Genomic DNA, 20,014 nt, shown 5'->3' with positions numbered 1-20,014 from the left:
CCGGCCCGACGGGTGGTTCAACGGCGGTCGAGCAGGCCGTCGTTGAACCGGGCCAGCAGCGCGCAGAACACCGCCCGCTCCCGGGCCGTCCAGCCCGCGGTCAGCTCGCCGATCAACTCCCGCCGCCGGCGGCGTACCTGGGCCAGCCGCCCGGCCCCCAGCGGGGTCAGCGCGAGCCGCACCGCCCGCCGGTCCGCCGGGTAGGGCAGCCGCGCCACCAGCCGCTCCCGCAGCAGCGGCGCGGCCTGCCGGGTCACCGTCGAGGAGTCCACCCCGAGCGCCGCCGCCAGCGTCTTCACGTTCGCCGGGCCGTCGGCGGCGAGCTGCTCCAGCAGCAGGAACGCGGCCCGGTCGAGCTCCCCGGCGGCACAGATCCGCCGCGCGAACACCGCGACCTGGTAGGGGAGTTGGTTCTCGGGGCCGGAATCGTCGGGGGCGGCGGGCTGGTCGGGCGGAGGCTGGCTCATCGCGGCTCACGTGGGGTGCGGGCGACTCGTGTCCAGCAGCGTACGCGCGCCGGGCGAACACCGGAACCACGCCGCCCTAGGCTTGCCCCCATGCACAGTTGGCCGATCACGCTGGACGACGTCCGGGGCGCGCAGAAGATGCTGGCCGGGGTGGCCCGGGTCACCCCCATGCAGACCAGCCGGCACCTCTCCGGAGTGGCCGGCACGCCGGTCCACCTCAAGTGCGAGAATCTGCAGCGCACCGGCTCGTTCAAGCTGCGCGGCGCGTACGTGCGGATCGCCGGCCTCTCGCCGGTCGAGCGGGCCGCCGGGGTGGTCGCCGCCAGCGCGGGCAACCACGCGCAGGGCGTGGCGCTGGCCGCCGCGCTGCTGGGCGTGCGCTCCACCGTCTTCATGCCGGTCGCCGCGCCGCTGCCCAAGGTCGCCGCCACCCGCGAGTACGGCGCCGAGGTCAAGCTGCACGGCGCCAACGTCGACCAGGCGCTGCGGGCCGCCCACGAGTACGCGGAGCTGACCGGGGCGGCCTTCATCCACCCCTTCGACCACCACGACGTGATCACCGGTCAGGCGACGCTCGGCCTGGAGATCCTGGAGCAGTGCCCCGAGGTGCGCACCGTGCTGGTCGGCACCGGTGGCGGCGGGCTGCTGGCGGGCGTGGCGATCGCGGTCAAGGCACTGCGCCCGGACGTCCGGGTGATCGGCGTGCAGGCCGCCGGGGCGGCCGCGTACCCGCTGTCGCTGGCGGCGGGGCGCCCGGTCTCGCTGGAACGGTTCGCCACGATGGCGGACGGCATCATGGTCGGCCGCCCCGGGGACCTCCCGTTCGAGCTGGTCAACTCGCTGGCGGACGGCGTGCTGACGGTCTCCGAGGACGCGCTCTCCCGGGCCCTGCTGGTCGGCCTGGAGCGGCTCAAGCTGGTGGTGGAGCCCGCCGGGGCGGCGCCGATCGCCGCGCTGATGGCGGAGCCCGGCCGGTTCGAGGGCCCGGTGGTGGCGGTGCTCTCCGGCGGCAACATCGACCCGCAGCTGATGCAGCGGGTGCTGCGGCACGGCCTGGCGGCGGCGGGCCGCTACCTGTCGCTGCGGGTGCGGCTGTCCGACCGGCCGGGCGCGCTGGCCGACCTGCTGGGCGTGCTGGGCCGGGTGGACGCCAACGTGCTGGACGTCGCGCACGTCCGGATCGACCCGCAACTGGGCCTGACCGAGGTCGAGGTGGACCTGCACCTGGAGACCAAGGGCCCCGAGCACTGCGCGCTGGTGATCGGCGACCTGCGCGAGGCCGGGTACGTGGTCAGCCGCTGAGGGCCCCGCTCCCGGCGGGGTTGTCGGTGCCGGATGTCAGGCTGTGACCCGGCTCACCTGCGAGCTTGACGCGATATATCGCGAGTGGAAGCATCTTGCGATGTATCGCGAGCTTCGCCGCCGGTGGGCTCGGGTAACGAATCCGATGATTCCTCCGCAAAACCGACTCGCATCAGGAGATGAGGCAGCCCCATGGCGGCAGCCATCGAAGCCGAGAACCTGGTCAAGACGTTCGGCGACGTCCGCGCGCTGGACGGCGTGAGCCTCGACGTCCCCGAGGGCACCGTGCTCGGACTGCTCGGCCCCAACGGCGCGGGCAAGACCACCACGGTCCGCGTCCTGACCACCCTGCTCCAACCCGACTCCGGCCGGGCCACCGTGGCCGGCGTCGACGTCCTCAGGCACCCCAACAAGGTGCGCAGCCTGATCGGCCTGTCCGGCCAGTACGCCGCCGTCGACGAGTACCTCACCGGCCGCGAGAACCTGCAGATGGTCGGCGAGCTCTACCAGATGAGCGCCCGCGACGCGAAGAGGCGGGCGCTGGAGCTGCTGGAGTGGTTCAACCTCTCCGAGGCCATGGACCGCACCGCCAAGACCTACTCCGGCGGCATGCGCCGCCGCCTCGACCTGGCCGCCGCGCTGGTCGTCCGGCCCCCGGTGATGTTCCTCGACGAACCCACCACCGGCCTCGACCCGCGCAACCGGCTCGCCCTCTGGGAGGTCATCGAGACCCTGGTCGAGCAGGGCACCACCCTGCTGCTCACCACCCAGTACCTGGAGGAGGCCGACCGCCTCGCCCACGACATCGCGGTGGTCGACCACGGCAGGGTGATCGCCCGCGGCACCGCCGACGAGCTGAAGAGCCAGATCGGCGGCGAGCGGATCGAGGTGGTCGTCCGGGTCGCCGACCTCGTCCCCGAGGCGCTCGCCGCGCTCACCCCGTACGCGAAGGGCGAACCGGCGGTCGAGAAGAACACCCGCCGGATCACCGTCCCGATCAGCGGCGGCGCCCGCGTCCTCGCCGACGTCATCCGCGAACTGGACGCCCGCTCCATCGAGATCGACGACATCGGCCTGCGCCGCCCCACCCTCGACGACGTCTTCCTCTCGCTCACCGGCCACGTCACCGAGGACGGCGCGGACCAGGACGAGGACGAGGGGGCCGGCGCGCCGGCGAAGGCCGGGAAGGGCCGCCGCGGCCAGGGGAAGGACGCCTGAGATGACACTCGCCGACACCCGGGGCGCCATCGGCGGCGCCCCCGTCACCCCGCGGCGCGGAGTCGCCGCCACCGCCCACGACTCCTGGGTGGTCGCCAAGCGCAACCTGCGCCGGATGACCCGGATCCCCGAGATCGTGGTCTTCGGGCTCATGCAGCCGGTCATGTTCGTGCTGCTGTTCTCGTACGTCATGGGCGGCGCGATCGCGATCCCCGGCGCCCAGCCCAGCCACCAGACGTACATCGAGTACCTGATGGCCGGCATCTTCGCCCAGACCGTCACCTTCGCGGTGGCCGGCGCCTCGGCCGGCATCGCGGAGGACATGACCAAGGGCCTGGTCGACCGGTTCCGCTCGCTGCCGATGGCCCGGTCCGCGGTGCTCACCGGGCGCACCCTGGCCGACCTGGTGCAGACCGCGTTCACCGTGGTCGTGCTGGCCCTGGTCGCGCTGCTGGTCGGCTGGCGGATCCACAACGGCGTGCTGGACGCGCTCGCCGCGTTCGGCCTGCTGCTGCTGCTCGGCTACGCCTTCTCCTGGATCGGCGCGCTGATCGGCCTGTCGGTGCGCAGCCCCGAGGCGGCCACCTCGGCCGGCCTGATCTGGCTGTTCCCGCTGACCTTCGTCTCCAACGCGTTCGTGCCGGTCGACTCGATGCCGAGCTGGCTCCAGCCGGTCGCCTACTGGAACCCGTTCTCCGCCACCGTGCAGGCCTGCCGCAGCCTCTTCGGCAACCAGCTCGGCCCGGTGCCGGACTCCTGGCCGATGCAGCACGCCGTGTTCGTGTCGGTGGCCTGGTCGCTGGTCATCCTGGCGGTGTTCTCCTGGCTGTCGGTGCGCAAGTACCGCCGCGCGGCCGGCTGAGCCCGCCGCCCGTCCCGCCGCCGTACGCACGACGGCCGCTCCCCCCACCCGGGGGAGCGGCCGTCGTCGTGGGACCGGATCAGCCGGAGAACGGCTTGGCGTCGGTGATCTTCACGCGCGCCTTCTTGCCGTTCGGCAGCTCGTACTGGGCGTCCTCGCCGACCGACTTGCCGATGATGGCGCGGCCCAGCGGCGACTGCGGGGAGTAGACGTCGATGTCGCCGTCGGTGACCTCGCGGGAGGCCAGCAGGAACTCCATGGTGTCGTCCTCGTCGCCGTCGAAGGCGACCTTCACCAGCATGCCGGGAGCCACCACGCCGGAGTCGGCCGGAGCCTCGCCGACCTTCGCCCGCTCCAGCAGCTGGGCCAGCTGGCGGATCCGCGCCTCGGTCTTGCCCTGCTCGTCCTTGGCCGCGTGGTAGCCCGCGTTCTCCTTGAGGTCGCCCTCCTCGCGCGCGGCCTCGATCTTCTTCGCGATCTCGATGCGCCAGGGTCCGGTGAGGTGGTCGTACTCGGCCTTCAGCCTGTTGTAGTGGTCCTGAGTGAGCCAGGTCACGTCATCGTTGGTCTGGGTCACAGGGTGCTCCTCGTCGGTGCTGGCTCCGCCCCCGGGGGTGGAACGGCGGCGGTGGGTCGATTTCCTGGGCAGATGCAAATCAACGCCCGCTCCCGAGCCGGTCGGCGCGGAAGGGGCGAAACCACGAGCCTAACAAGTTCCGGGCGCGGACGGGAGGTCTGCGGGCGGCCCGGGGCGCTCCCCGGGCCGGGGTGCCTCCGAAAGGGTGAGCGAGGCGGCGCGGACGGCGGTGCGGACGGGGGCCGGACGGGGCCCGCCGGTCACCTTCCGCCGGTCACCTTCCGCCGGTCACTTCTCGTCGGGGGTGCAGCCGAGCAGTTCCGCGGTGGTGCCGCGGGCCGTGGTCCGCAGCGTGACCACCTCGTCGTAGCTGCCGCCCGCGGCCGGCACCGGGAAGTCCGACTGGCCGACCACCGAGCCGTCCGCGCCCTGCGAGCGCACCGTGCACACCCCCGAGACGCCGTCGCCCTTGCGCACCGAGAGCTGCAGCTGCAGCTCGGTGTCGGAGACCGCCTGGAAGGTCGGCACCGTACCGTTCAGTCTGGTCTCCCGCACCAGGTACGAGCCGCCCAGCCAGGCCACCAGCCCCAGGAACAGCACCCCGCAGACCACGGCGGCCACCCGCAGCTTGCGGTCGGCGGCCCGGTCGTCGTCCCGGCTGTAGCGGCCGGCCGGCGGGGCGGCGGGCGGCGCGGTGCGGGTCTCGGGCGTAGGGCTGTGGTCCATGGCGGGGCTCGGTCCTTTCGCGGAGGGGCGTTCGTCCTTCGGTGGGAATGGACGGGCCCTCCAGTCCGTCACTATAGGAGGGGCACGTCCGCGCCGGAGGCGGCGGGGGAGCCGGCCAGACGAACCGGACATACCTGTACCTGAAGGGGATCAGGCGTTGAGCGAGCAGTTGCGTTTGATGGCGGTGCACGCGCACCCGGACGACGAGTCCAGCAAGGGCGCCGCCACCATGGCGATGTACGTGGCACAGGGCATCGAGGTCCTGGTCGCGACCTGTACGGGGGGTGAGCGCGGTTCGATCCTCAACCCCAAGCTCCAGGGCGACCCCTGGGTCGAGGAGAACATCCACGAGGTCCGCCGCAAGGAGATGGACGCCGCCCGGGAGATCCTCGGCGTCCAGCAGGCCTGGCTCGGCTACGTCGACTCCGGCCTGCCCGAGGGCGACCCGCTGCCGCCGCTGCCCGAGGGCTGCTTCGCCCTGGAGGAGGTCGAGGTCGCGGCCGGCACCCTGGTCAAGCTGATCCGCGAGTTCCGTCCGCACGTGATCACCACGTACGACGAGAACGGGGGCTACCCGCACCCCGACCACATCATGACCCACAAGATCACCATGGCCGCGTTCGAGGCGGCCGGCGACCCCGCGGCCTACCCCGAGGCGGGCGAGCCCTGGCAGCCGTCCAAGCTGTACTACAACCACGGCTTCCCGATGGGCCGGATCCGCGCCCTGCACGCCTACCTCAGCGAGAACGGGCACGACTCCCCGTACGGCGAGTGGATCGAGGGCTGGGAGAAGTCGGGCCGCGCCGAGCGGGAGATCACCACCCGGGTCGAGTGCGCCGACTACTTCGAGGTCCGCGACAAGGCGCTGATCGCCCACGCCACCCAGATCGACCCCGACGGTCCCTGGTTCCGCGTCCCGATCGACGTCCAGCGCGAGGTCTGGCCCACCGAGGACTACGAACTCGCCAAGTCCCTGGTCGACACCGACCTCCCCGAGACCGACCTCTTCGCCGGCCTCCGCAAGTAACCCCGCCGCGCCCGCGCGGCACCCCCCGGTGACCCGGCCGCCCTAAGGCCGGGTCACCATGGATGAATGAGCACCCCCGTGAACCCCGTCCAGCTCGCCAACGCCCTGGCCCTCGACGAGGCCAAGGTCACCCCCGGCCTCCTCGGCTTCGTGGTCTTCGCCGCCCTCGGCGTCGCCACCTGGTTCCTGCTGAAGTCGATGAACGCCCGCTTCAAGAAGATCGACTTCACCGAGCAGCCGGACCCCAAGGACGACTGACCCCCCGGGCCCCGGGGGGGCGTCCCACTCCGTGCGGAGCTCCGCCGGACGGGACGACGGCGGGCCGCCGCCACCGCCGTTGCTCCGGCGACCGGGTCGGGTCCGCGAAGGGCGCCGGCGCCCGCCGGTGTTCGGGCGGGGCGCGTGCGCGCGGTCGCGCGGGTTCGGAGGGGGTTCCGGCGCCCGGTGCGCGAGGATGGGGGGCATGCCGAATCGCCTCGCGAACGCGACGTCCCCGTACCTGCTGCAGCACGCCGAGAATCCCGTCGACTGGTGGCCGTGGGGCCCCGAGGCGTTCGCGGAGGCGGAGCGGCGGGGGGTGCCGGTGCTGCTGAGCGTGGGGTACGCGGCGTGCCACTGGTGTCACGTGATGGCGCACGAGTCGTTCGAGGACGAGGGGACCGCGGGGTTCCTGAACGAGCGGTTCGTGGCGGTGAAGGTCGACCGGGAGGAGCGGCCGGACGTCGACGCGGTGTACATGGAGGCGGTGCAGGCGGCCACGGGGCAGGGCGGGTGGCCGATGACGGTGTTCCTGACGCCGGAGAAGGAGCCGTTCTACTTCGGGACGTACTTCCCGCCGGAGCCCCGGCACGGTATGCCCTCGTTCCGGCAGGTGCTGGAGGGGGTGGACAAGGCGTGGACGGGGCGGCGGGCCGAGGTCGGGGAGGTGGCGGGCCGGATCAGCCGGGACCTGGCGGAGCGGGCTTCGGTGTACGCGGTGGGGAGCGGCGTCGCCGGGGTGCCCGGCGCGGGTGAACTGGACGCCGCGGTGGCGGAGTTGGCGCGGTCGTACGACGAGCGGCGGGGCGGTTTCGGCGGGGCGCCGAAGTTCCCGCCGTCGATGGTGCTGGAGTTCCTGCTGCGCCACCACGCGCGGACCGGGTCCGCGGCGGCGCTGCGGATGGCCGGGCGCACCTGCGAGGCGATGGCGCGCGGCGGGATGTACGACCAGCTCGGCGGCGGCTTCGCCCGGTACGCGGTGGACGCGACCTGGACGGTGCCGCACTTCGAGAAGATGCTGTACGACAACGCGCTGCTGCTGCGGGTCTACCTGCACCTGTGGCGGGCCACCGGGGAGGAGCGGGCGCGCCGGGTCGCGCTGGAGACCGCCGGGTTCCTGCTGCGCGAACTGCGCACCCCTGAGGGCGGGTTCGCCTCCGCGCTGGACGCCGACTCGCTGGACGGGGCGAGCGGGCGGACCGCCGAGGGCGCGTACTACGCGTGGACGCCGGAGCAGTTGGAGCAGGTGCTGGGCGCGGCGGACGCCGCCCACGCGGCCGAGCTGTTCGGCGTCACCGCCACCGGGACGTTCGAGCACGGCAGCTCGGTGCTGCAGCTGCTCGACGACCCGGCGGACCGGGACCGGTACGAGGCGATCCGGGCGAAGCTGTTCGAGGCCCGCTCGCACCGCCCCGCCCCCGCCCGGGACGACAAGGTGGTGGCGGCCTGGAACGGCCTGGCGATCGCCGCGCTCGCCGAGGCCGGCGCGCTGCTGGAGCGCCCCGACCTGGTCGAGGCCGCCGAGCGGGCCGCCGACCTGCTGATCGCCGTCCACTTCACGCCGGACGGGCGGCTGCTGCGCACCTCGCGGGACGGCCGGGCGGGCGCCAACGCGGGCGTGCTGGAGGACTACGCGGACACCGCCGAGGGCTTCCTCGCGCTGTACGCCGTTACCGGCGAGAGCTCCTGGCTGCAGCTGGCCGGCGAACTGCTCGACCTGGTGCTGCGGCACTTCACCGACGAGGCGTCCGGCGCGCTGTACGACACCGCGGACGACGCCGAGCAGCTGATCCGCCGCCCGCAGGACCCCACCGACAACGCCACCCCGTCCGGCTGGACCGCCGCCGCCGGCGCCCTGCTCACGTACGCCGCGTACACCGGCTCGGCCCGCCACCGCACCGCCGCCGAACGGGCGCTCGGCATCGTCTCGACCCTCGGCACCCGCGCGCCCCGGTTCACCGGCTGGGGCCTGGCCGTCGCCGAGGCGCTGCTCGACGGCCCCCGCGAGGTCGCCGTCGTCGGCGCCCCCGACGACCCCGCCCGCGCCGCGCTGCACCTGACCGCGCTGCGCGCCACCGCGCCCGGCGCGGCGGTCGCCGTCGGCGAGGTCGGCGACACCGAGGTGCCGCTGCTCGCCGACCGCCCGCTGCTGGACGGCCGGGCCGCCGCGTACGTCTGCCGGCACTTCGCCTGCGAGCGCCCGACGGCGGACGCCGCCGAGCTGGCCGAGCGGCTGCGCGGCGGGAAGGAAGCGGTGGCGGAGGGATAACCGCTGGTGGCGGGCGGTGCTGGTGGGGGACGATAGGGCATGGTTTGGACCCTCACCACCTCGCTGGACGAATTCCGCACCGCCGCAGGGGAGTTCCTCGCGTCCGACCCCGCCGCGAACACCGTGCTGCTCACCATCGTCGACCGCGTCGAACGGGACGGCCCGCACGTCTACGGCGGCACCCCGCCGCGCTACGGCTGGTGGCGCGAGCCGGACGGCACCGTCACCGGCGCCACCCTGCGCACCCCGCCGTACGGGCAGCGCCTCGGGCGGATGACCGTCGAGGCCGCCGAGGAGCTGGCCCGGCTGCTCGCCACCGACGCCGCCGGGCCCGGGCCGCTCGGCGACGTCGGCGGCGGGCGGGAGGTCGCGCTCGCCTTCGCGGCGGCCTGGGAGCGGCACACCGGACGCGGCTGGGCCGTCGAGTCGGACGAACGGCTGTACCGGCTCGGTGAGTTGACGCCCCCGCCCGCGCCGCCCGCCGGGCGCGGCAGGCTCGCCGGGGTGGCGGACCGGGAGCTGCTCGGGCGCTGGCTCGCCGAGTTCTGCGTCGAGGCCGGAGTGCGGGGCCCCGAGGACCCGCTGCTGGAAGCCGACCGGCTGATCGCCGCGGGCACCCTGCTGCTGTGGGAGGACGCGGACGGCCGGGTCGTCTCGATGGCCGGCGCGAGCCCGGCCGTCGCCGGGATGTCCCGGATCGGCCCGGTCTACACGCCGACCGAGCTGCGCGGCCACGGCTACGCGAGCGCGCTGACGGCGGCGGCCTCCGCCCACGCGCGGGCCGGCGGCGCGGCGGAGGTGCTGCTCTACACCGACCTGGCCAACCCCACCAGCAACGCGATCTACCAGCGGCTCGGGTACGTCCCGGTGGGGGACTCGGCGCAGGTGGCCTTCCGGTAGGGGCGGCCGGTGCGGGAGCCCCGAGGGCCCCCGGTGGTGGGTCCCGCCGCGCACGGCGGGGCCCGGCCGCCGGGGGCCCTCTCAGGTCCGGCGGTAGCCCGGGTGGATGCCCGGCGTGAGGCCCTGCTGGGCGGCGATCCGGGTGAGCAGGGCGGTGAGCCGGGCGTGCTCCTCCGGGGTGAGGGAGCTGGTGAGCTCCTGCTCGTGGCCGAGGGCGGCCTCGCGGAGGCGGCCGAGCAGGGTCAGGCCCCGGTCGGTGAGGTGCAGGGCGTAGAGGCGGCGGTCCTCGGTGTTGCGGCGGCGTTCGATCAGGCCGCGCTGCTCCAGGCCGTCGGCGAAGGGGACGAAGCGGCTGGGGGGCATGCCCAGCGCGTCGGCGAGTTCGCGCTGGCTGCGGCCGGGGGTCTGGACGAGCAGGCGGAGCAGGCCGGCCTGGGCGGGGGTGAGGTCGAGTTCGGCGATCCGCTGGGCGAAGCGTTCGGCGGCGTGGGCGCCGAGCTGGGCGAGGAGGAAGGCCGCGCCGCCGCCGGGGCGGCCGGGGGTGTCGGGATGGCCGGGGGTGTCGTCGCCCTGCCGGGGCTGCTCGCGATCCGTACTCATGGGGACATCGTAACCGTTTGACAATCGTTCCACCGTGTAATCATTATCGTGAGTACATCGATCTCGGCAGGACAGGACCCACGGAGGAACCATGAGTGCCACCACGCCGCCCCGGGCCGCCGCGCCCGGCACCCGGCGCCCGCAGAGCGGGCCGCCGCTGCTCGCGCCCGCGATCGCCACCGCCGCACTGACGGTCGCGTACACGGTGGTCAACCGGGCCACGCCGCGCCCGGACGCCACCGGCGCCGAGGTGGTGCGGTACGCGCAGGAGCACGGGGGCGCCGCCCGGCTGGGCGGTCTGCTGCTACTGGCCGCGGCGGTGCCGCTGGCGCTGTGCGCGGCGGTGCTCTACCGGCGGCTGCGGGCGCTCGGGATCACCGCGCCGGGCTCGGCGATCACGCTGGTGGGCGGGGTGCTGGCGGCGGTCGCGCTGGTGCTGTCCGCGGCCGGTGCGTGGGCGGGCGGACGGCTGCCGGCGGACGCGCCGCCCGCGCTGGGCCGGGCGCTGGCGGACGTGTCCTTCCTGGCCGGCGGTCCCGCGTTCGCGGCCGGGTTCGGACTGCTGGCCGCCGGGGTCTCGGTGTCCGCGCTGCTGACCGGCCAGCTGCCGCGGGCGGTGACCTGGTCCGGCCTGGTGGTGGCCGCCGCCGGGATGCTCTCGCTGCTCGCCCTGGTGGCGGACGGCTTCATGTACCTGCTGCCGGTGGTCCGGTTCGGCGGGCTGGTGTGGCTGCTGTTCGCCGCCGCGCTGCTGCCGCTCACCCGCCGGCACTCCCACCGCGGTGACACCCGCGACTGACAAGCGCGACTGACACCCGCGACTGACACCCGCAACTGACAGCTGCAACCGACAGCTGCAACCGACAACCGTACTGACAACCAGGGGAGTTGATCGTCATGACCGGAACCTACCCGGAGCTGGCCGGCCGCACGGCCGTGATCACCGGCGGCTCGCGCGGGATCGGCGCGCGCACCGCCGGGGCGTTCGCCGCGCAGGGCGCGCGGGTGTGCGTGGTCGGGCGGGACGAGGCGGCGCTGGCCGGCGTGGTCGCGGAGATCACCGCCGCGGGCGGCACCGCGATGGCCGCCCCGGCCGACGTGACCGACGCCGCCGCGCTGGACGGGGTGCGCGCGGCCGTCGCCGAGCGGTTCGGGCCGGTGGACGTGCTGGCCGCGTTCGCCGGCGGCCAGGGCTTCCCGGTGCCGAGCGCCGAACTCACCGAGCAGCGCTGGCGCGAGGTGCTGGAGTCCGACCTGACCTCGGTGTTCCTCACCGTCCGGGCCTTCCTGCCCGGCATGCTGGAGCGCGGCGCGGGCAGCGTCCTGACCATGTCCTCGGCGGCCGGCCGGCAGCCCAGCGGCGCCAACCTGGCGTACGGGGTGGCCAACGCGGGCGTGGTGATGCTGACCAGGCAGCTGGCCACCGAGCTCGGACCGCACGGCATCCGGGTCAACTGCCTGGCCCCGTCCGCGATCCTGACCGAACGGGTGGAGGCCCGGATGCCCGCCGAGGTGCGGGCCGGGGTCGCCGCGACCCACCCGCTGGGGCGGCTCGGCACCCCGCAGGACGTGGCGGACGCCGCGCTGTTCCTGGCCTCCGACGGCGCGGGCTGGCTGACCGGCCTGACCCTCGACGTCGCGGGCGGCCGGATCACCAACTAGCCCCAGGAAGACCGGGGTTCACTCCCAGTCCCAGCGCAGGCCGAGCAGGCAGGGCGGCAGGTCGGCGGCCACCAGGTGCGCGCAGTGGTGCCCGTCCAGGGTCAACTCCTCGGTCTCCAGCGGGGACTGGCCCGGGGTGCGCCGGGTGAAGCGGTCGCAGCGGACGGGCAGCGCCGACCGGTCGAAAGTCACCTGCAGGACGTACTGCCCGGCGCCCGCGTTGAAACCCCGGACGTACTCGTGGCTGGGCCCGGTGGAGGGCGCCTCGTCGAAGCCGTAGCCGAGCAGGTGGGTGTCGCCGGTGCGCAGCCGGCGGTCCAGCAGGAGCTCGGCGACCAGCAGGTTCGCGGCCGGGTCGCGGCGGATCCGGCCCGGCCGGCAGTTCTCCTCGGCCCGGACCCGGACCCGCTCGATGTCGCAGCCCGGATCGCCCTGGTAGATGGCCAGGTAGCGGTCGATGCCGTCGCGGTGCGCGCGCAGCACGTGCTGGGAGTCGCGGCGCAGCAGCCGCCGGTCCGCGCCGACCCGGATCCGCTCGATGTGGGTGATGGTGTGCAGGCCGGTGTCGGGCGGCCCGGACAGCACCGCGAGCAGCCCGTCGACCGCCTCGGCCGGGCTGATCAGGTCCCGGTACGGGCGCACCGCCGGGCCGGCCGGGACGGGCTCGGGGGCGCTGCGGCGCGGGCCGAGCAGCCGGGTCAGCGAGTGCTCGGGCAGCTCCAGCACCTCCTCCAGCACCGCGACGGCGCGCAGCGACTCGGCCCGCTCCGGCCGCCGCAACCCCTGCTGCCAGTAGCTCAGGCTGGTCACCCCGACCCGGACGCCGCGCTGCGCCAGCCGTTCGCGCAGCCGGTGCAGGGCCAGGCCGCGGGCCGCGATCGCGGCCCGCAGGGCGAGGTGGAACGGCCCGGTGCGCAGGGCGAGGGCCAGCTCGGACGGTGCGGACGGCTGCTGCAACGGCCACCTCCTCGATCGACCGTGGATTGACCGTGAATATTCACACCTCCGGGCCGCCCTGTCATCGGCCCGGACGATATCCGCGCTGCCCACGGCCGCCGCGTTCACACCCGGGCCGAACCCGTTCACACCCCGACTCCCCTGCCGGGGAGGGCCGTTGACCAGCGCACCGGCCCGGCCGGATGCTCGTCCAGCGCCGTCCGGACGCCGCCCCCCACATCCACTCCTCGCCCCTGCCAGGAGGACCACCCCCATGCCACACCTCCCGATCCGGCTCCGCCGGACGGTCGCCGCACTCGCCCTGGGCGTCCTCGCCCCGGCGCTGAGCGTGGCCGCCACCACCCCCGCCCAGGCGGCCCCCACCGCCGCCGTCCCCGGAGCGGCCGCCCCCGCCGCGGCGCAGGCGCCCACGCTGGCCGGCACCGCACGGACCCTGAACATCACCATGCAGGCCCAGCAGCAGAGCAACTGGTGCTGGGCGGCGGGCGGCAACACCATCGCCGCCTACTACGGCTACACCTACAGCCAGAACCAGTTCTGCAACCTCGCGTTCGGCCGCTCGGTCAACTCCACCTGCCCCAACAGCCAGGCCAGCCTCGCCGAGGTGCAGAACGCGCTGTACCGGATCGGCATCAGCACCGGCTCGTACGTCAACGGCTACCTGCGCTACTCCACCGTGCAGACCGAGATCGACGCCGGCCGGCCGGTCGAGACCCGGATCCAGTGGAGCTCCGGCGGCGGCCACATGAACGTCCTGTACGGCTACGACGTCAGTAGCAACTGGCTGTACTGGGGCGACCCCTGGCCGTCCAACTACCGCTACAACTGGGGCGACTACACCTACTACGTGAGCAACGGGTCGTTCTCCTGGACCCACTCCCTGTACCGGATCGGCGCGTGAGGAGCCCCACCATGAGCAGCCACCGCGTCCGCGCCACCCGCACCGCGACCGCCCTCGCCGCCGTCGCGCTCTCCCTCGCCCTCGCTCCGGCCGCGCACGCCGCCGACGGCCCGGCCGCGCCCGGCGCCGACGACCTCGCCGCCGCCCGCGACGCCACCCGACAGCCCGCCGTGCTCGACCAGGTGGGGCACTTCTTCGCCCGCAAGGGCGTGCCGCCCACCCAGCAGCTCGGGACCAGCGCCGCCGACGAGGCCAGGGCCGCGGCCGCCGCCGCACCCCGGCTCACCGGCGACACCGTGCCCGTCTACACCCTCGCCGCGGACTTCGTCGCCGGCCGGCCCGGCGCGAAGGTCGCCGAAGCCGGGTTCACCGCGACGGCCGTCGTCGCCGCCGACGGACAGCGCGCCTCGGTCTGGACCGCCCGGCAGAACGGCGGCTGGCGGGTCGTCAACATCGCCTCCGGCAGCGACGAGACCGACTACGCGGCCAAGGCCGCCGCCGACGGCGGCACCGCCTTCCGCGAACCCCAGCTCGACGCCTGGTACGAGCTCAAGGGCGACCGCGTCCTCCCGCTCGACGAGGACGCCCGCCGCTCGGTCGGCGCGCACGGCACCACCCTCGCCGGGTACCAGCAGCTCGTCCGGCAGCGGTACGGGGACAAGCTGCCCGGCTCCGCGTACGACGCCTCCGGCAAGGCGGGCGGCTTCGCCCTCCCGGAGCGGGCCCCCGGTACGGGCACCGCCCCGCTGCTCGCCGGAGCCGCGGCCGGACTCACCCTGCTGGCCGGCGCCGCGATCGGCCTGCGGCGGCGCAGGGCGCGCATCGCGTACTGAGACGCGCCGACCGCAGGGCCGCCGACCGCCGTTCCCCGGGACTCCGCCCCGGGGAACGGCGGAGGCGTTGGCGCGCAGGTGCCCCGCCGGGGGCCCGGGCCCGGGCTTACCGCTTGCCGGCGAAGGTGCGGCGGTAGGCGAGCGGGGAGACGCCGATCGCGGTGTGGAGGTGCTGGCGGAGGGAGACGGGGTTGGCGAAGCCGACCCGGGTGGCGATCTGGTCGATCGTGAGGTCGGTGGCTTCGAGGAGGTGGCGGGCCAGGGTGATGCGCTGCTGGGTGAGCCAGCGGCCGGGGCTCTGGCCGGTCTCCTCGTGGAAGCGGCGGGCGAAGGTGCGGGGGCTCATCCGCGCGTGGGCGGCGAGTGCGGCGAGGGTGTGGGGGTGGTGGAGGCGGGCGAGGGCCCACTCGCGGGTGGGGGCGGTGCCGGTGGTGCCGGCGGCGGGGACGGGGCGTTCGATGTACTGGGCCTGGCCGCCGTCGCGCCAGGGCGGGACGACGCAGATCCGGGCGGCGCGGTTGGCGGCGGCGGCGCCGTGGTCGGCGCGCAGCAGGTGGAGGAAGAGGTCGACGCCGGCGGCCGCGCCGGACGAGGTGAGGATGTCGCCGTCGTCGACGAACAGCACGTCGGGGTCGAGCCGCACGCGCGGGAAGAGCGCGCGGAAGCGGTCGGCGAGGGCCCAGTGGGTGGTGGCGGGGCGGTCGTCGAGGAGGCCGGCGGCGGCGAGCACGAAGGCGCCGGTGCATATCGAGACCAGCCGGGTGCCGGGCCGGACCAGGGCGAGCGCGGCGGTGGTCGCGGGGTCGGGTTCGGCGGTGGCGGGAACGGGCCCGAACGGCGGGATCACCACGGTGTCGGCGTCGGCGAGGACCTCGGGCCCGTGGGCGGGGGTGAGGGCGAAGTCGGCGTCGGTGCGGACCGGACGGCCGTCGACGGTGCAGGTGGCCAGCTCGTACAGGCCGTCGGTGGAGCCGAACACCCGCCGGGGGATGCCGAGTTCGAACGGGTACACGCCGTCCAGGGCGAGCACGGCGACCCGGTGCGGGGCGGACGGCGGGCGGGTGGCCACGGGCAGACCTCCTGGCAAGATCCCATCGGACGGTGACCATCTTGCCACTCGCGTCCGCATACCGGCGACCGCCAGGCTGGTGGGCATGACGAACCAGACGATCCACCAGGCCACTCACCGGGCCGCCCACCAGACCGCCCCCGGGCCGGCGGAGACGATGCGCGCGGTCAGCCAGGACGTCCTCGGCGGCCCCGAGGTGCTGAGGGTGGTGGAGCTGCCCCGACCGCAGCCGGGCCCGAGCCAGCTGCTGGTGCGGGTGCGCGCGGCGGGGCTGAACCCGACCGACTGGCGGCACCGCGCGACGCGCATCTTCCTGCCCGAGCCCCCGTTCGTGCTCGGCTGGGACGTGGCCGGCACGGTCGAGGCGGTCGGCACCGGGGTGACCCTGTTCGCGCCGGGCGACGAGGTGTTCGGCATGCTGCCCTACCCGTACGGCGTCGGCTCGCACGCCGAGTACGCGGTCGGCCCGGCCCGGGCGTTCGTCCACCGGCCCGACTCGGTGGACGTCGTGCAGGCGGGCGCGCTGCCGCTGGCCGCGCTGACGGCCTGGCAGGCGCTGGTCGACACCGCACGGGTGCGGGCCGGGGACCGGGTGCTGGTGCACGCCGCCGCCGGCGGGGTCGGGCACCTGGCGGTGCAGATCGCCAAGGCCCGCGGCGCGTACGTGATCGGCACCGCCAGCGCGGGCAAGCACGAGTTCCTGCGCCGGATCGGGGTGGACGAGCCGGTCGACTACCGGGCGGTGGACTTCGCCGAGACCGTCCGCGACGTCGACGTCGTGCTGGACGCCATCGGCGGCGACTACCAGCTGCGCTCGCTGCGCACCCTGCGCCGGGGCGGCCTGCTGGTGTCGATCCGGCCGGTCCCGGTCGATGGCCTGGCCGAGGAGGCGGAGCGGCTCGGCGTGCGGACGGCGCTGCTGCTGGTGGAGGCCGACCAGGAGGGCATGCGGGGCGTCGCCGACCTGGCCGAACGCGGGCTGCTGCGGGCCGAGATCGCCGGGACGTTCGCGCTGGCCGACGCCGCGAAGGCGCACGAGGTGGGCGACGGCGGCCGGGTGACCGGCAAGCTGGTGCTGCTCGCCGACTGATCCCGGCCGGGTCCCCCGGTCGGGAGGCACCGCCGTCCACCGTCCGGCGAGGAGCGGTCCGCACGGTTCCCGCCTCTGGAGTTGGTGCGTTGTTGATCCCCCGTTCGCCCTCGGAGCGTGCTGGACATGTCACTGTAGGTGGGGAGTTCTCTGACGACCTGTCAGAAGACCTGTCGGCCGGCGGGAGGTATGCCGATGGAGTACGGAGCGGCGCGGTTCTGGAGCGGCGTGGTCGGTGTGCTGGCCGCGCTGGCCGTCATAGCCGGGTACCTGCTGGGCGGGGCCCGGCTGGTCTGGGGCGTCTCGGCGGTCGAGGTGCTGGCCGTGATGGTCTGGGTCGGGTACCGGTTCCGCGGCCGGACGCACCGGCGGACGGCGGGCGAAGGGCCCGACGCGGCGCACTGCGAGCGCTGCCGTCGGGCCCGGGAGCGGCTGGAGGTCAAGGCCCAGCCGGTTCGCCACTAGCGAGGGGGAGGGGGTCAGGCGGCGACGGTGTACGCCACCAGCGAGACCCCCACGTACTGCACGATGAACGCGCCCAGGGTGAGGGCGTGGAACACCTCGTGGAAGCCGAACCAGCGCGGTGACGGGTTCGGTCGCTTGAGGCCGTAGACCACGCCGCCGACCGTGTAGAGCACGCCGCCGACGACGATCAGGGTCAGTACGGCCGGCCCGCCCTTGTGCAGGAAGTCCGGCAGGAAGAACACCGCCGCCCAGCCGAGGGCCACGTAGCACGGGGTGTAGAGCCAGCGCGGCGCGCCGACCCAGAACACCCGGAACGCGATCCCGGCCAGCGCGCCGCCCCACACCAGCCACAGCAGCACCTGCTGCCGCGCGCCGTCCAGCAGCAGGATGGTGAACGGGGTGTACGTCCCGGCGATGATCAGGAAGATGTTGGCGTGGTCGAGCCGGCGCAGCACCGCCTCGCCGCGCGGGCCCCAGGTGAAGCGGTGGTAGACCGCGCTCACCCCGAACAGCATCCAGGCGCTCGCCGAGTAGACGACGCAGGCGACCCGTGCCGCCGTCGACTCGGCCAGGCAGATCAACACGATTCCGGCGGCCAGGGCGGCCGGGAACATCCCGGCATGCAGCCAGCCGCGCCACTTGGGCTTCACGAGCTCCAGCACTTCCGCGGTCATGGGCAGCATCTTACGGAACCGTAGGTTACTGGCGCGTAATGAAGTGGCCACTCTCACTTCTGTACGCAATGGACAAGTCGATCTGCGTGATCAAGGTCTCCCCGGGGCATGCGGGGTGCAGCGCGGGGCCACCGAATCAGACATTGCGTAGTAAAAATCTCGTCAATGACGCCATTGTGACGAAGAAGCGGTGCTGACCCGGGGCTACCGTGTAACCACCCTCAACCCCCGCGAAGCCGTCTCCTGGCCGAGATGGTGTGAAACGGAGCGATCGTGTCGCCTCAGATCTCTGCGCTCGCCGAGTCCGCGCCCACCCGCCACCAGCGCCTGGTGGACTGGGTCAACGAGATTGCCGACCTCACCCAGCCGGACCGCGTCGTGTGGTGCGACGGCTCGGAGGAGGAGTACCACCGGCTCGCCGAGCAGCTCGTCGCCCAGGGCACCTTCACCAAGCTCGACGAGAGCAAGCGACCCAACTCCTACTACGCGGCGTCCGACCCGTCCGACGTCGCCCGGGTCGAGGACCGCACCTTCATCTGCTCCGAACGCGAGCAGGACGCCGGCCCGACCAACCACTGGAAGGCCCCCGCCGAGATGCGGGAGATCTTCTCGGGCGAGGACGGCCTGTTCCGCGGCGCGATGCGCGGCCGCACCATGTACGTGGTGCCGTTCTCGATGGGCCCGGTCGGCTCCCCGCTGGCCGCGTACGGCGTCGAGATCACCGACTCCGCGTACGTCGCCGTCTCGATGCGCGTGATGACCCGGATGGGCCGGGCGGTGCTCGACCAGCTCGGCGAGGACGGCGACTTCGTCAAGGCCGTGCACACCGTCGGCGCCCCGCTGGCCGAGGGCGAGGCGGACGTCGCCTGGCCGTGCAACAGCACCAAGTACATCTCGCACTTCCCGGAGACCCGGGAGATCTGGTCCTTCGGCTCCGGCTACGGCGGCAACGCCCTGCTCGGCAAGAAGTGCTACGCGCTGCGGATCGCCTCCACCATGGCCCGCGACGAGGGCTGGCTGGCCGAGCACATGCTGATCCTCAAGCTCACCCCGCCGTCCGGTGAGGTGAAGTACGTCGCCGCCGCGTTCCCGTCCGCCTGCGGCAAGACCAACCTGGCGATGCTCCAGCCGACCGTCCCGGGCTGGAAGGTCGAGACGATCGGCGACGACATCGCCTGGATGCGCTTCGGCGCCGACGGCCGGCTCTACGCGATCAACCCCGAGGCCGGGTTCTTCGGCGTCGCCCCCGGCACCGGCGAGGACACCAACGCCAACGCGATCAAGACCCTCTGGGGCAACACCGTCTTCACCAACGTCGCGCTCACCGACGACGGCGACGTGTGGTGGGAGGGCCTCACCGAGGAGCCGCCCGCGCACCTCACCGACTGGCGCGGCGACGACTGGACGCCCGCGTCCGGCACCCCGGCCGCCCACCCCAACGCGCGGTTCGCCGTCCCCGCCGCGCAGTGCCCGACCATCGCCCCCGAGTGGGAGGACCCGGCCGGCGTCCCGATCTCGGCGATCCTGTTCGGCGGCCGCCGGGCCACCGCCGTCCCGCTGGTCACCGAGTCCTTCGACTGGCAGCACGGCGTCTTCCTCGGCGCCAACATCGCCTCCGAGAAGACCGCCGCCGCCGAGGGCACCGTCGGCGAGCTGCGCCGCGACCCGTTCGCCATGCTGCCGTTCTGCGGCTACAACATGGGCGACTACTTCGCGCACTGGCTGAAGGTCGGCGCCGGGGCGGACGCCGCCAAGCTGCCGAAGATCTACTACGTCAACTGGTTCCGGAAGAACGCCGACGGGCAGTTCGTCTGGCCGGGCTACGGCGAGAACAGCCGCGTCCTGAAGTGGATCGTCGAGCGCCTGGAGGGCACCGCGGCCGGCGTCGAGACGCCGATCGGCGTGCTGCCCGAGGTCGACGGCTTCGACCTGGACGGGCTGGAGCTCTCCGCCGCCGACCGCGAGCTGCTGTTCACGGTCGACAGGGAGATCTGGAAGCAGGAGGCCGCGCTCGTCCCGGCCCACCTGGAGCTGTTCGGCGAGCACACGCCGGCCGAGCTGTGGGAGGAGTACCGGGCGCTGGTGAAGCGCCTCGGCGACTGACCCGCCCGGCGGCGAAACGTTCGCCCCGCGTCCCGGAAGGGGCGCGGGGCGTCG

Annotated in this window: 21 protein-coding genes; 14 read left to right on the top strand and 7 right to left on the bottom strand. The window is 74.1% G+C overall.

What is annotated here, in order from left to right; genetic code table 11:
• Positions 1-17: 17 nt before the first annotated feature.
• Complete coding sequence (locus ACZ3J7_RS22645; protein WP_465624003.1) at positions 18-467, bottom strand: MarR family winged helix-turn-helix transcriptional regulator; 450 nt, start codon at positions 465-467, stop codon at positions 18-20.
• A 90-nt stretch (positions 468-557) separates the two neighbouring features.
• Between ACZ3J7_RS22645 and ilvA the strand changes: the two genes are divergently transcribed.
• From ilvA to ACZ3J7_RS22630, 3 genes are all read left to right on the top strand, one after another.
• Positions 558-1,769 carry a threonine ammonia-lyase gene (ilvA, locus tag ACZ3J7_RS22640; protein ID WP_465624000.1) on the top strand — a complete coding sequence of 404 codons (1,212 nt, stop codon included), beginning with the start codon at positions 558-560 and terminating at the stop codon, positions 1,767-1,769.
• A 192-nt stretch (positions 1,770-1,961) separates the two neighbouring features.
• Positions 1,962-2,987: an ATP-binding cassette domain-containing protein gene (locus ACZ3J7_RS22635; RefSeq protein ID WP_465623997.1), complete on the top strand. Its 1,026-nt coding sequence runs from the start codon at positions 1,962-1,964 to the stop codon at positions 2,985-2,987.
• 1 nt (position 2,988) lies between these two features.
• Complete coding sequence (locus tag ACZ3J7_RS22630; RefSeq protein WP_465623995.1) at positions 2,989-3,849, top strand: ABC transporter permease; 861 nt, start codon at positions 2,989-2,991, stop codon at positions 3,847-3,849.
• A gap of 79 nt (positions 3,850-3,928) precedes the next feature.
• Here the strand turns inward: ACZ3J7_RS22630 and greA are convergent, their stop codons facing one another.
• Positions 3,929-4,426 carry a transcription elongation factor GreA gene (greA, locus tag ACZ3J7_RS22625; protein WP_465623993.1) on the bottom strand — a complete coding sequence of 166 codons (498 nt, stop codon included), beginning with the start codon at positions 4,424-4,426 and terminating at the stop codon, positions 3,929-3,931.
• Between the two features lie 288 nt (positions 4,427-4,714).
• A complete protein-coding gene (locus tag ACZ3J7_RS22620; protein ID WP_465623990.1) occupies positions 4,715-5,152 on the bottom strand; it encodes a DUF4307 domain-containing protein in 438 nt (145 codons plus the stop codon).
• A gap of 157 nt (positions 5,153-5,309) precedes the next feature.
• On the opposite strand from ACZ3J7_RS22620, the gene mca reads away from it, so the two are divergent.
• The 4 genes from mca to ACZ3J7_RS22600 all read left to right on the top strand — a co-directional run bounded on the left by mca (position 5,310) and on the right by ACZ3J7_RS22600 (position 9,606).
• Positions 5,310-6,179, top strand: coding sequence for a mycothiol conjugate amidase Mca (gene mca / locus ACZ3J7_RS22615; RefSeq protein WP_465623988.1), 870 nt, complete (start codon positions 5,310-5,312; stop codon positions 6,177-6,179).
• A 66-nt stretch (positions 6,180-6,245) separates the two neighbouring features.
• Positions 6,246-6,437 carry a hypothetical protein gene (locus tag ACZ3J7_RS22610; protein WP_465623986.1) on the top strand — a complete coding sequence of 64 codons (192 nt, stop codon included), beginning with the start codon at positions 6,246-6,248 and terminating at the stop codon, positions 6,435-6,437.
• A 205-nt stretch (positions 6,438-6,642) separates the two neighbouring features.
• A complete protein-coding gene (locus ACZ3J7_RS22605; protein ID WP_465623984.1) occupies positions 6,643-8,706 on the top strand; it encodes a thioredoxin domain-containing protein in 2,064 nt (687 codons plus the stop codon).
• 39 nt (positions 8,707-8,745) lie between these two features.
• On the top strand, positions 8,746-9,606 hold the full coding sequence (locus tag ACZ3J7_RS22600; RefSeq protein ID WP_465623982.1) for a GNAT family N-acetyltransferase: 861 nt from the start codon (positions 8,746-8,748) through the stop codon (positions 9,604-9,606).
• 81 nt (positions 9,607-9,687) lie between these two features.
• On the opposite strand, the gene ACZ3J7_RS22595 is transcribed toward ACZ3J7_RS22600, so the two are convergent.
• Complete coding sequence (locus ACZ3J7_RS22595) at positions 9,688-10,206, bottom strand: MarR family winged helix-turn-helix transcriptional regulator (RefSeq protein ID WP_465623980.1); 519 nt, start codon at positions 10,204-10,206, stop codon at positions 9,688-9,690.
• A 91-nt stretch (positions 10,207-10,297) separates the two neighbouring features.
• On the opposite strand from ACZ3J7_RS22595, the gene ACZ3J7_RS22590 reads away from it, so the two are divergent.
• Positions 10,298-11,005 (top strand): DUF4386 domain-containing protein, encoded by a 708-nt coding sequence (locus ACZ3J7_RS22590; RefSeq protein WP_465623978.1) that lies wholly within the window; start codon positions 10,298-10,300, stop codon positions 11,003-11,005.
• 98 nt (positions 11,006-11,103) lie between these two features.
• Positions 11,104-11,868 (top strand): SDR family NAD(P)-dependent oxidoreductase, encoded by a 765-nt coding sequence (locus ACZ3J7_RS22585; RefSeq protein ID WP_465623976.1) that lies wholly within the window; start codon positions 11,104-11,106, stop codon positions 11,866-11,868.
• A gap of 18 nt (positions 11,869-11,886) precedes the next feature.
• Here the strand turns inward: ACZ3J7_RS22585 and ACZ3J7_RS22580 are convergent, their stop codons facing one another.
• On the bottom strand, positions 11,887-12,825 hold the full coding sequence (locus ACZ3J7_RS22580; protein WP_465623974.1) for a hypothetical protein: 939 nt from the start codon (positions 12,823-12,825) through the stop codon (positions 11,887-11,889).
• Positions 12,826-13,078: 253 nt separating this feature from the next.
• Here ACZ3J7_RS22580 and ACZ3J7_RS22575 point away from each other — a divergent pair, with 253 nt between their 5' ends.
• Complete coding sequence (locus ACZ3J7_RS22575) at positions 13,079-13,726, top strand: papain-like cysteine protease family protein (protein WP_465623971.1); 648 nt, start codon at positions 13,079-13,081, stop codon at positions 13,724-13,726.
• An 11-nt stretch (positions 13,727-13,737) separates the two neighbouring features.
• A complete protein-coding gene (locus ACZ3J7_RS22570) occupies positions 13,738-14,559 on the top strand; it encodes a hypothetical protein (RefSeq protein ID WP_465623969.1) in 822 nt (273 codons plus the stop codon).
• Between the two features lie 106 nt (positions 14,560-14,665).
• Here ACZ3J7_RS22570 and ACZ3J7_RS22565 read toward each other — a convergent pair whose 3' ends face one another.
• Positions 14,666-15,628, bottom strand: a complete 963-nt coding sequence (locus ACZ3J7_RS22565; protein ID WP_465623967.1) for a GlxA family transcriptional regulator — start codon at positions 15,626-15,628, stop codon at positions 14,666-14,668.
• A gap of 85 nt (positions 15,629-15,713) precedes the next feature.
• On the opposite strand from ACZ3J7_RS22565, the gene ACZ3J7_RS22560 reads away from it, so the two are divergent.
• Both ACZ3J7_RS22560 and ACZ3J7_RS22555 read left to right on the top strand, forming a co-directional pair.
• Positions 15,714-16,718, top strand: a complete 1,005-nt coding sequence (locus ACZ3J7_RS22560; RefSeq protein WP_465623965.1) for an NADP-dependent oxidoreductase — start codon at positions 15,714-15,716, stop codon at positions 16,716-16,718.
• Positions 16,719-16,913: 195 nt separating this feature from the next.
• Positions 16,914-17,183 carry a hypothetical protein gene (locus ACZ3J7_RS22555; RefSeq protein WP_465623963.1) on the top strand — a complete coding sequence of 90 codons (270 nt, stop codon included), beginning with the start codon at positions 16,914-16,916 and terminating at the stop codon, positions 17,181-17,183.
• A 14-nt stretch (positions 17,184-17,197) separates the two neighbouring features.
• Here ACZ3J7_RS22555 and trhA read toward each other — a convergent pair whose 3' ends face one another.
• On the bottom strand, positions 17,198-17,866 hold the full coding sequence (gene trhA / locus ACZ3J7_RS22550; RefSeq protein WP_465623961.1) for a PAQR family membrane homeostasis protein TrhA: 669 nt from the start codon (positions 17,864-17,866) through the stop codon (positions 17,198-17,200).
• 264 nt (positions 17,867-18,130) lie between these two features.
• On the opposite strand from trhA, the gene ACZ3J7_RS22545 reads away from it, so the two are divergent.
• A complete protein-coding gene (locus ACZ3J7_RS22545) occupies positions 18,131-19,960 on the top strand; it encodes a phosphoenolpyruvate carboxykinase (GTP) (protein ID WP_465623959.1) in 1,830 nt (609 codons plus the stop codon).
• Positions 19,961-20,014: the final 54 nt, after the last annotated feature.

The organism is Kitasatospora sp. NPDC015121 (assembly GCF_055562955.1).
Note: the sequence above shows the minus strand (reverse complement) of the source record. Positions and strands in the feature narration are given on the sequence as shown.

Coding starts and splice junctions, on each gene's coding strand:
- ACZ3J7_RS22645 (WP_465624003.1), bottom strand. CDS start 467: ATGAGCCAGCCTCCGCCCGACCAGCCCGCCGCCCCCGACGATTCCGGC.
- ilvA (WP_465624000.1), top strand. CDS start 558: ATGCACAGTTGGCCGATCACGCTGGACGACGTCCGGGGCGCGCAGAAG.
- ACZ3J7_RS22635 (WP_465623997.1), top strand. CDS start 1,962: ATGGCGGCAGCCATCGAAGCCGAGAACCTGGTCAAGACGTTCGGCGAC.
- ACZ3J7_RS22630 (WP_465623995.1), top strand. CDS start 2,989: ATGACACTCGCCGACACCCGGGGCGCCATCGGCGGCGCCCCCGTCACC.
- ACZ3J7_RS22620 (WP_465623990.1), bottom strand. CDS start 5,152: ATGGACCACAGCCCTACGCCCGAGACCCGCACCGCGCCGCCCGCCGCC.
- ACZ3J7_RS22610 (WP_465623986.1), top strand. CDS start 6,246: ATGAGCACCCCCGTGAACCCCGTCCAGCTCGCCAACGCCCTGGCCCTC.
- ACZ3J7_RS22605 (WP_465623984.1), top strand. CDS start 6,643: ATGCCGAATCGCCTCGCGAACGCGACGTCCCCGTACCTGCTGCAGCAC.
- ACZ3J7_RS22600 (WP_465623982.1), top strand. CDS start 8,746: ATGGTTTGGACCCTCACCACCTCGCTGGACGAATTCCGCACCGCCGCA.
- ACZ3J7_RS22595 (WP_465623980.1), bottom strand. CDS start 10,206: ATGAGTACGGATCGCGAGCAGCCCCGGCAGGGCGACGACACCCCCGGC.
- ACZ3J7_RS22590 (WP_465623978.1), top strand. CDS start 10,298: ATGAGTGCCACCACGCCGCCCCGGGCCGCCGCGCCCGGCACCCGGCGC.
- ACZ3J7_RS22585 (WP_465623976.1), top strand. CDS start 11,104: ATGACCGGAACCTACCCGGAGCTGGCCGGCCGCACGGCCGTGATCACC.
- ACZ3J7_RS22575 (WP_465623971.1), top strand. CDS start 13,079: ATGCCACACCTCCCGATCCGGCTCCGCCGGACGGTCGCCGCACTCGCC.
- ACZ3J7_RS22570 (WP_465623969.1), top strand. CDS start 13,738: ATGAGCAGCCACCGCGTCCGCGCCACCCGCACCGCGACCGCCCTCGCC.
- ACZ3J7_RS22560 (WP_465623965.1), top strand. CDS start 15,714: ATGACGAACCAGACGATCCACCAGGCCACTCACCGGGCCGCCCACCAG.
- ACZ3J7_RS22555 (WP_465623963.1), top strand. CDS start 16,914: ATGGAGTACGGAGCGGCGCGGTTCTGGAGCGGCGTGGTCGGTGTGCTG.
- trhA (WP_465623961.1), bottom strand. CDS start 17,866: ATGCTGCCCATGACCGCGGAAGTGCTGGAGCTCGTGAAGCCCAAGTGG.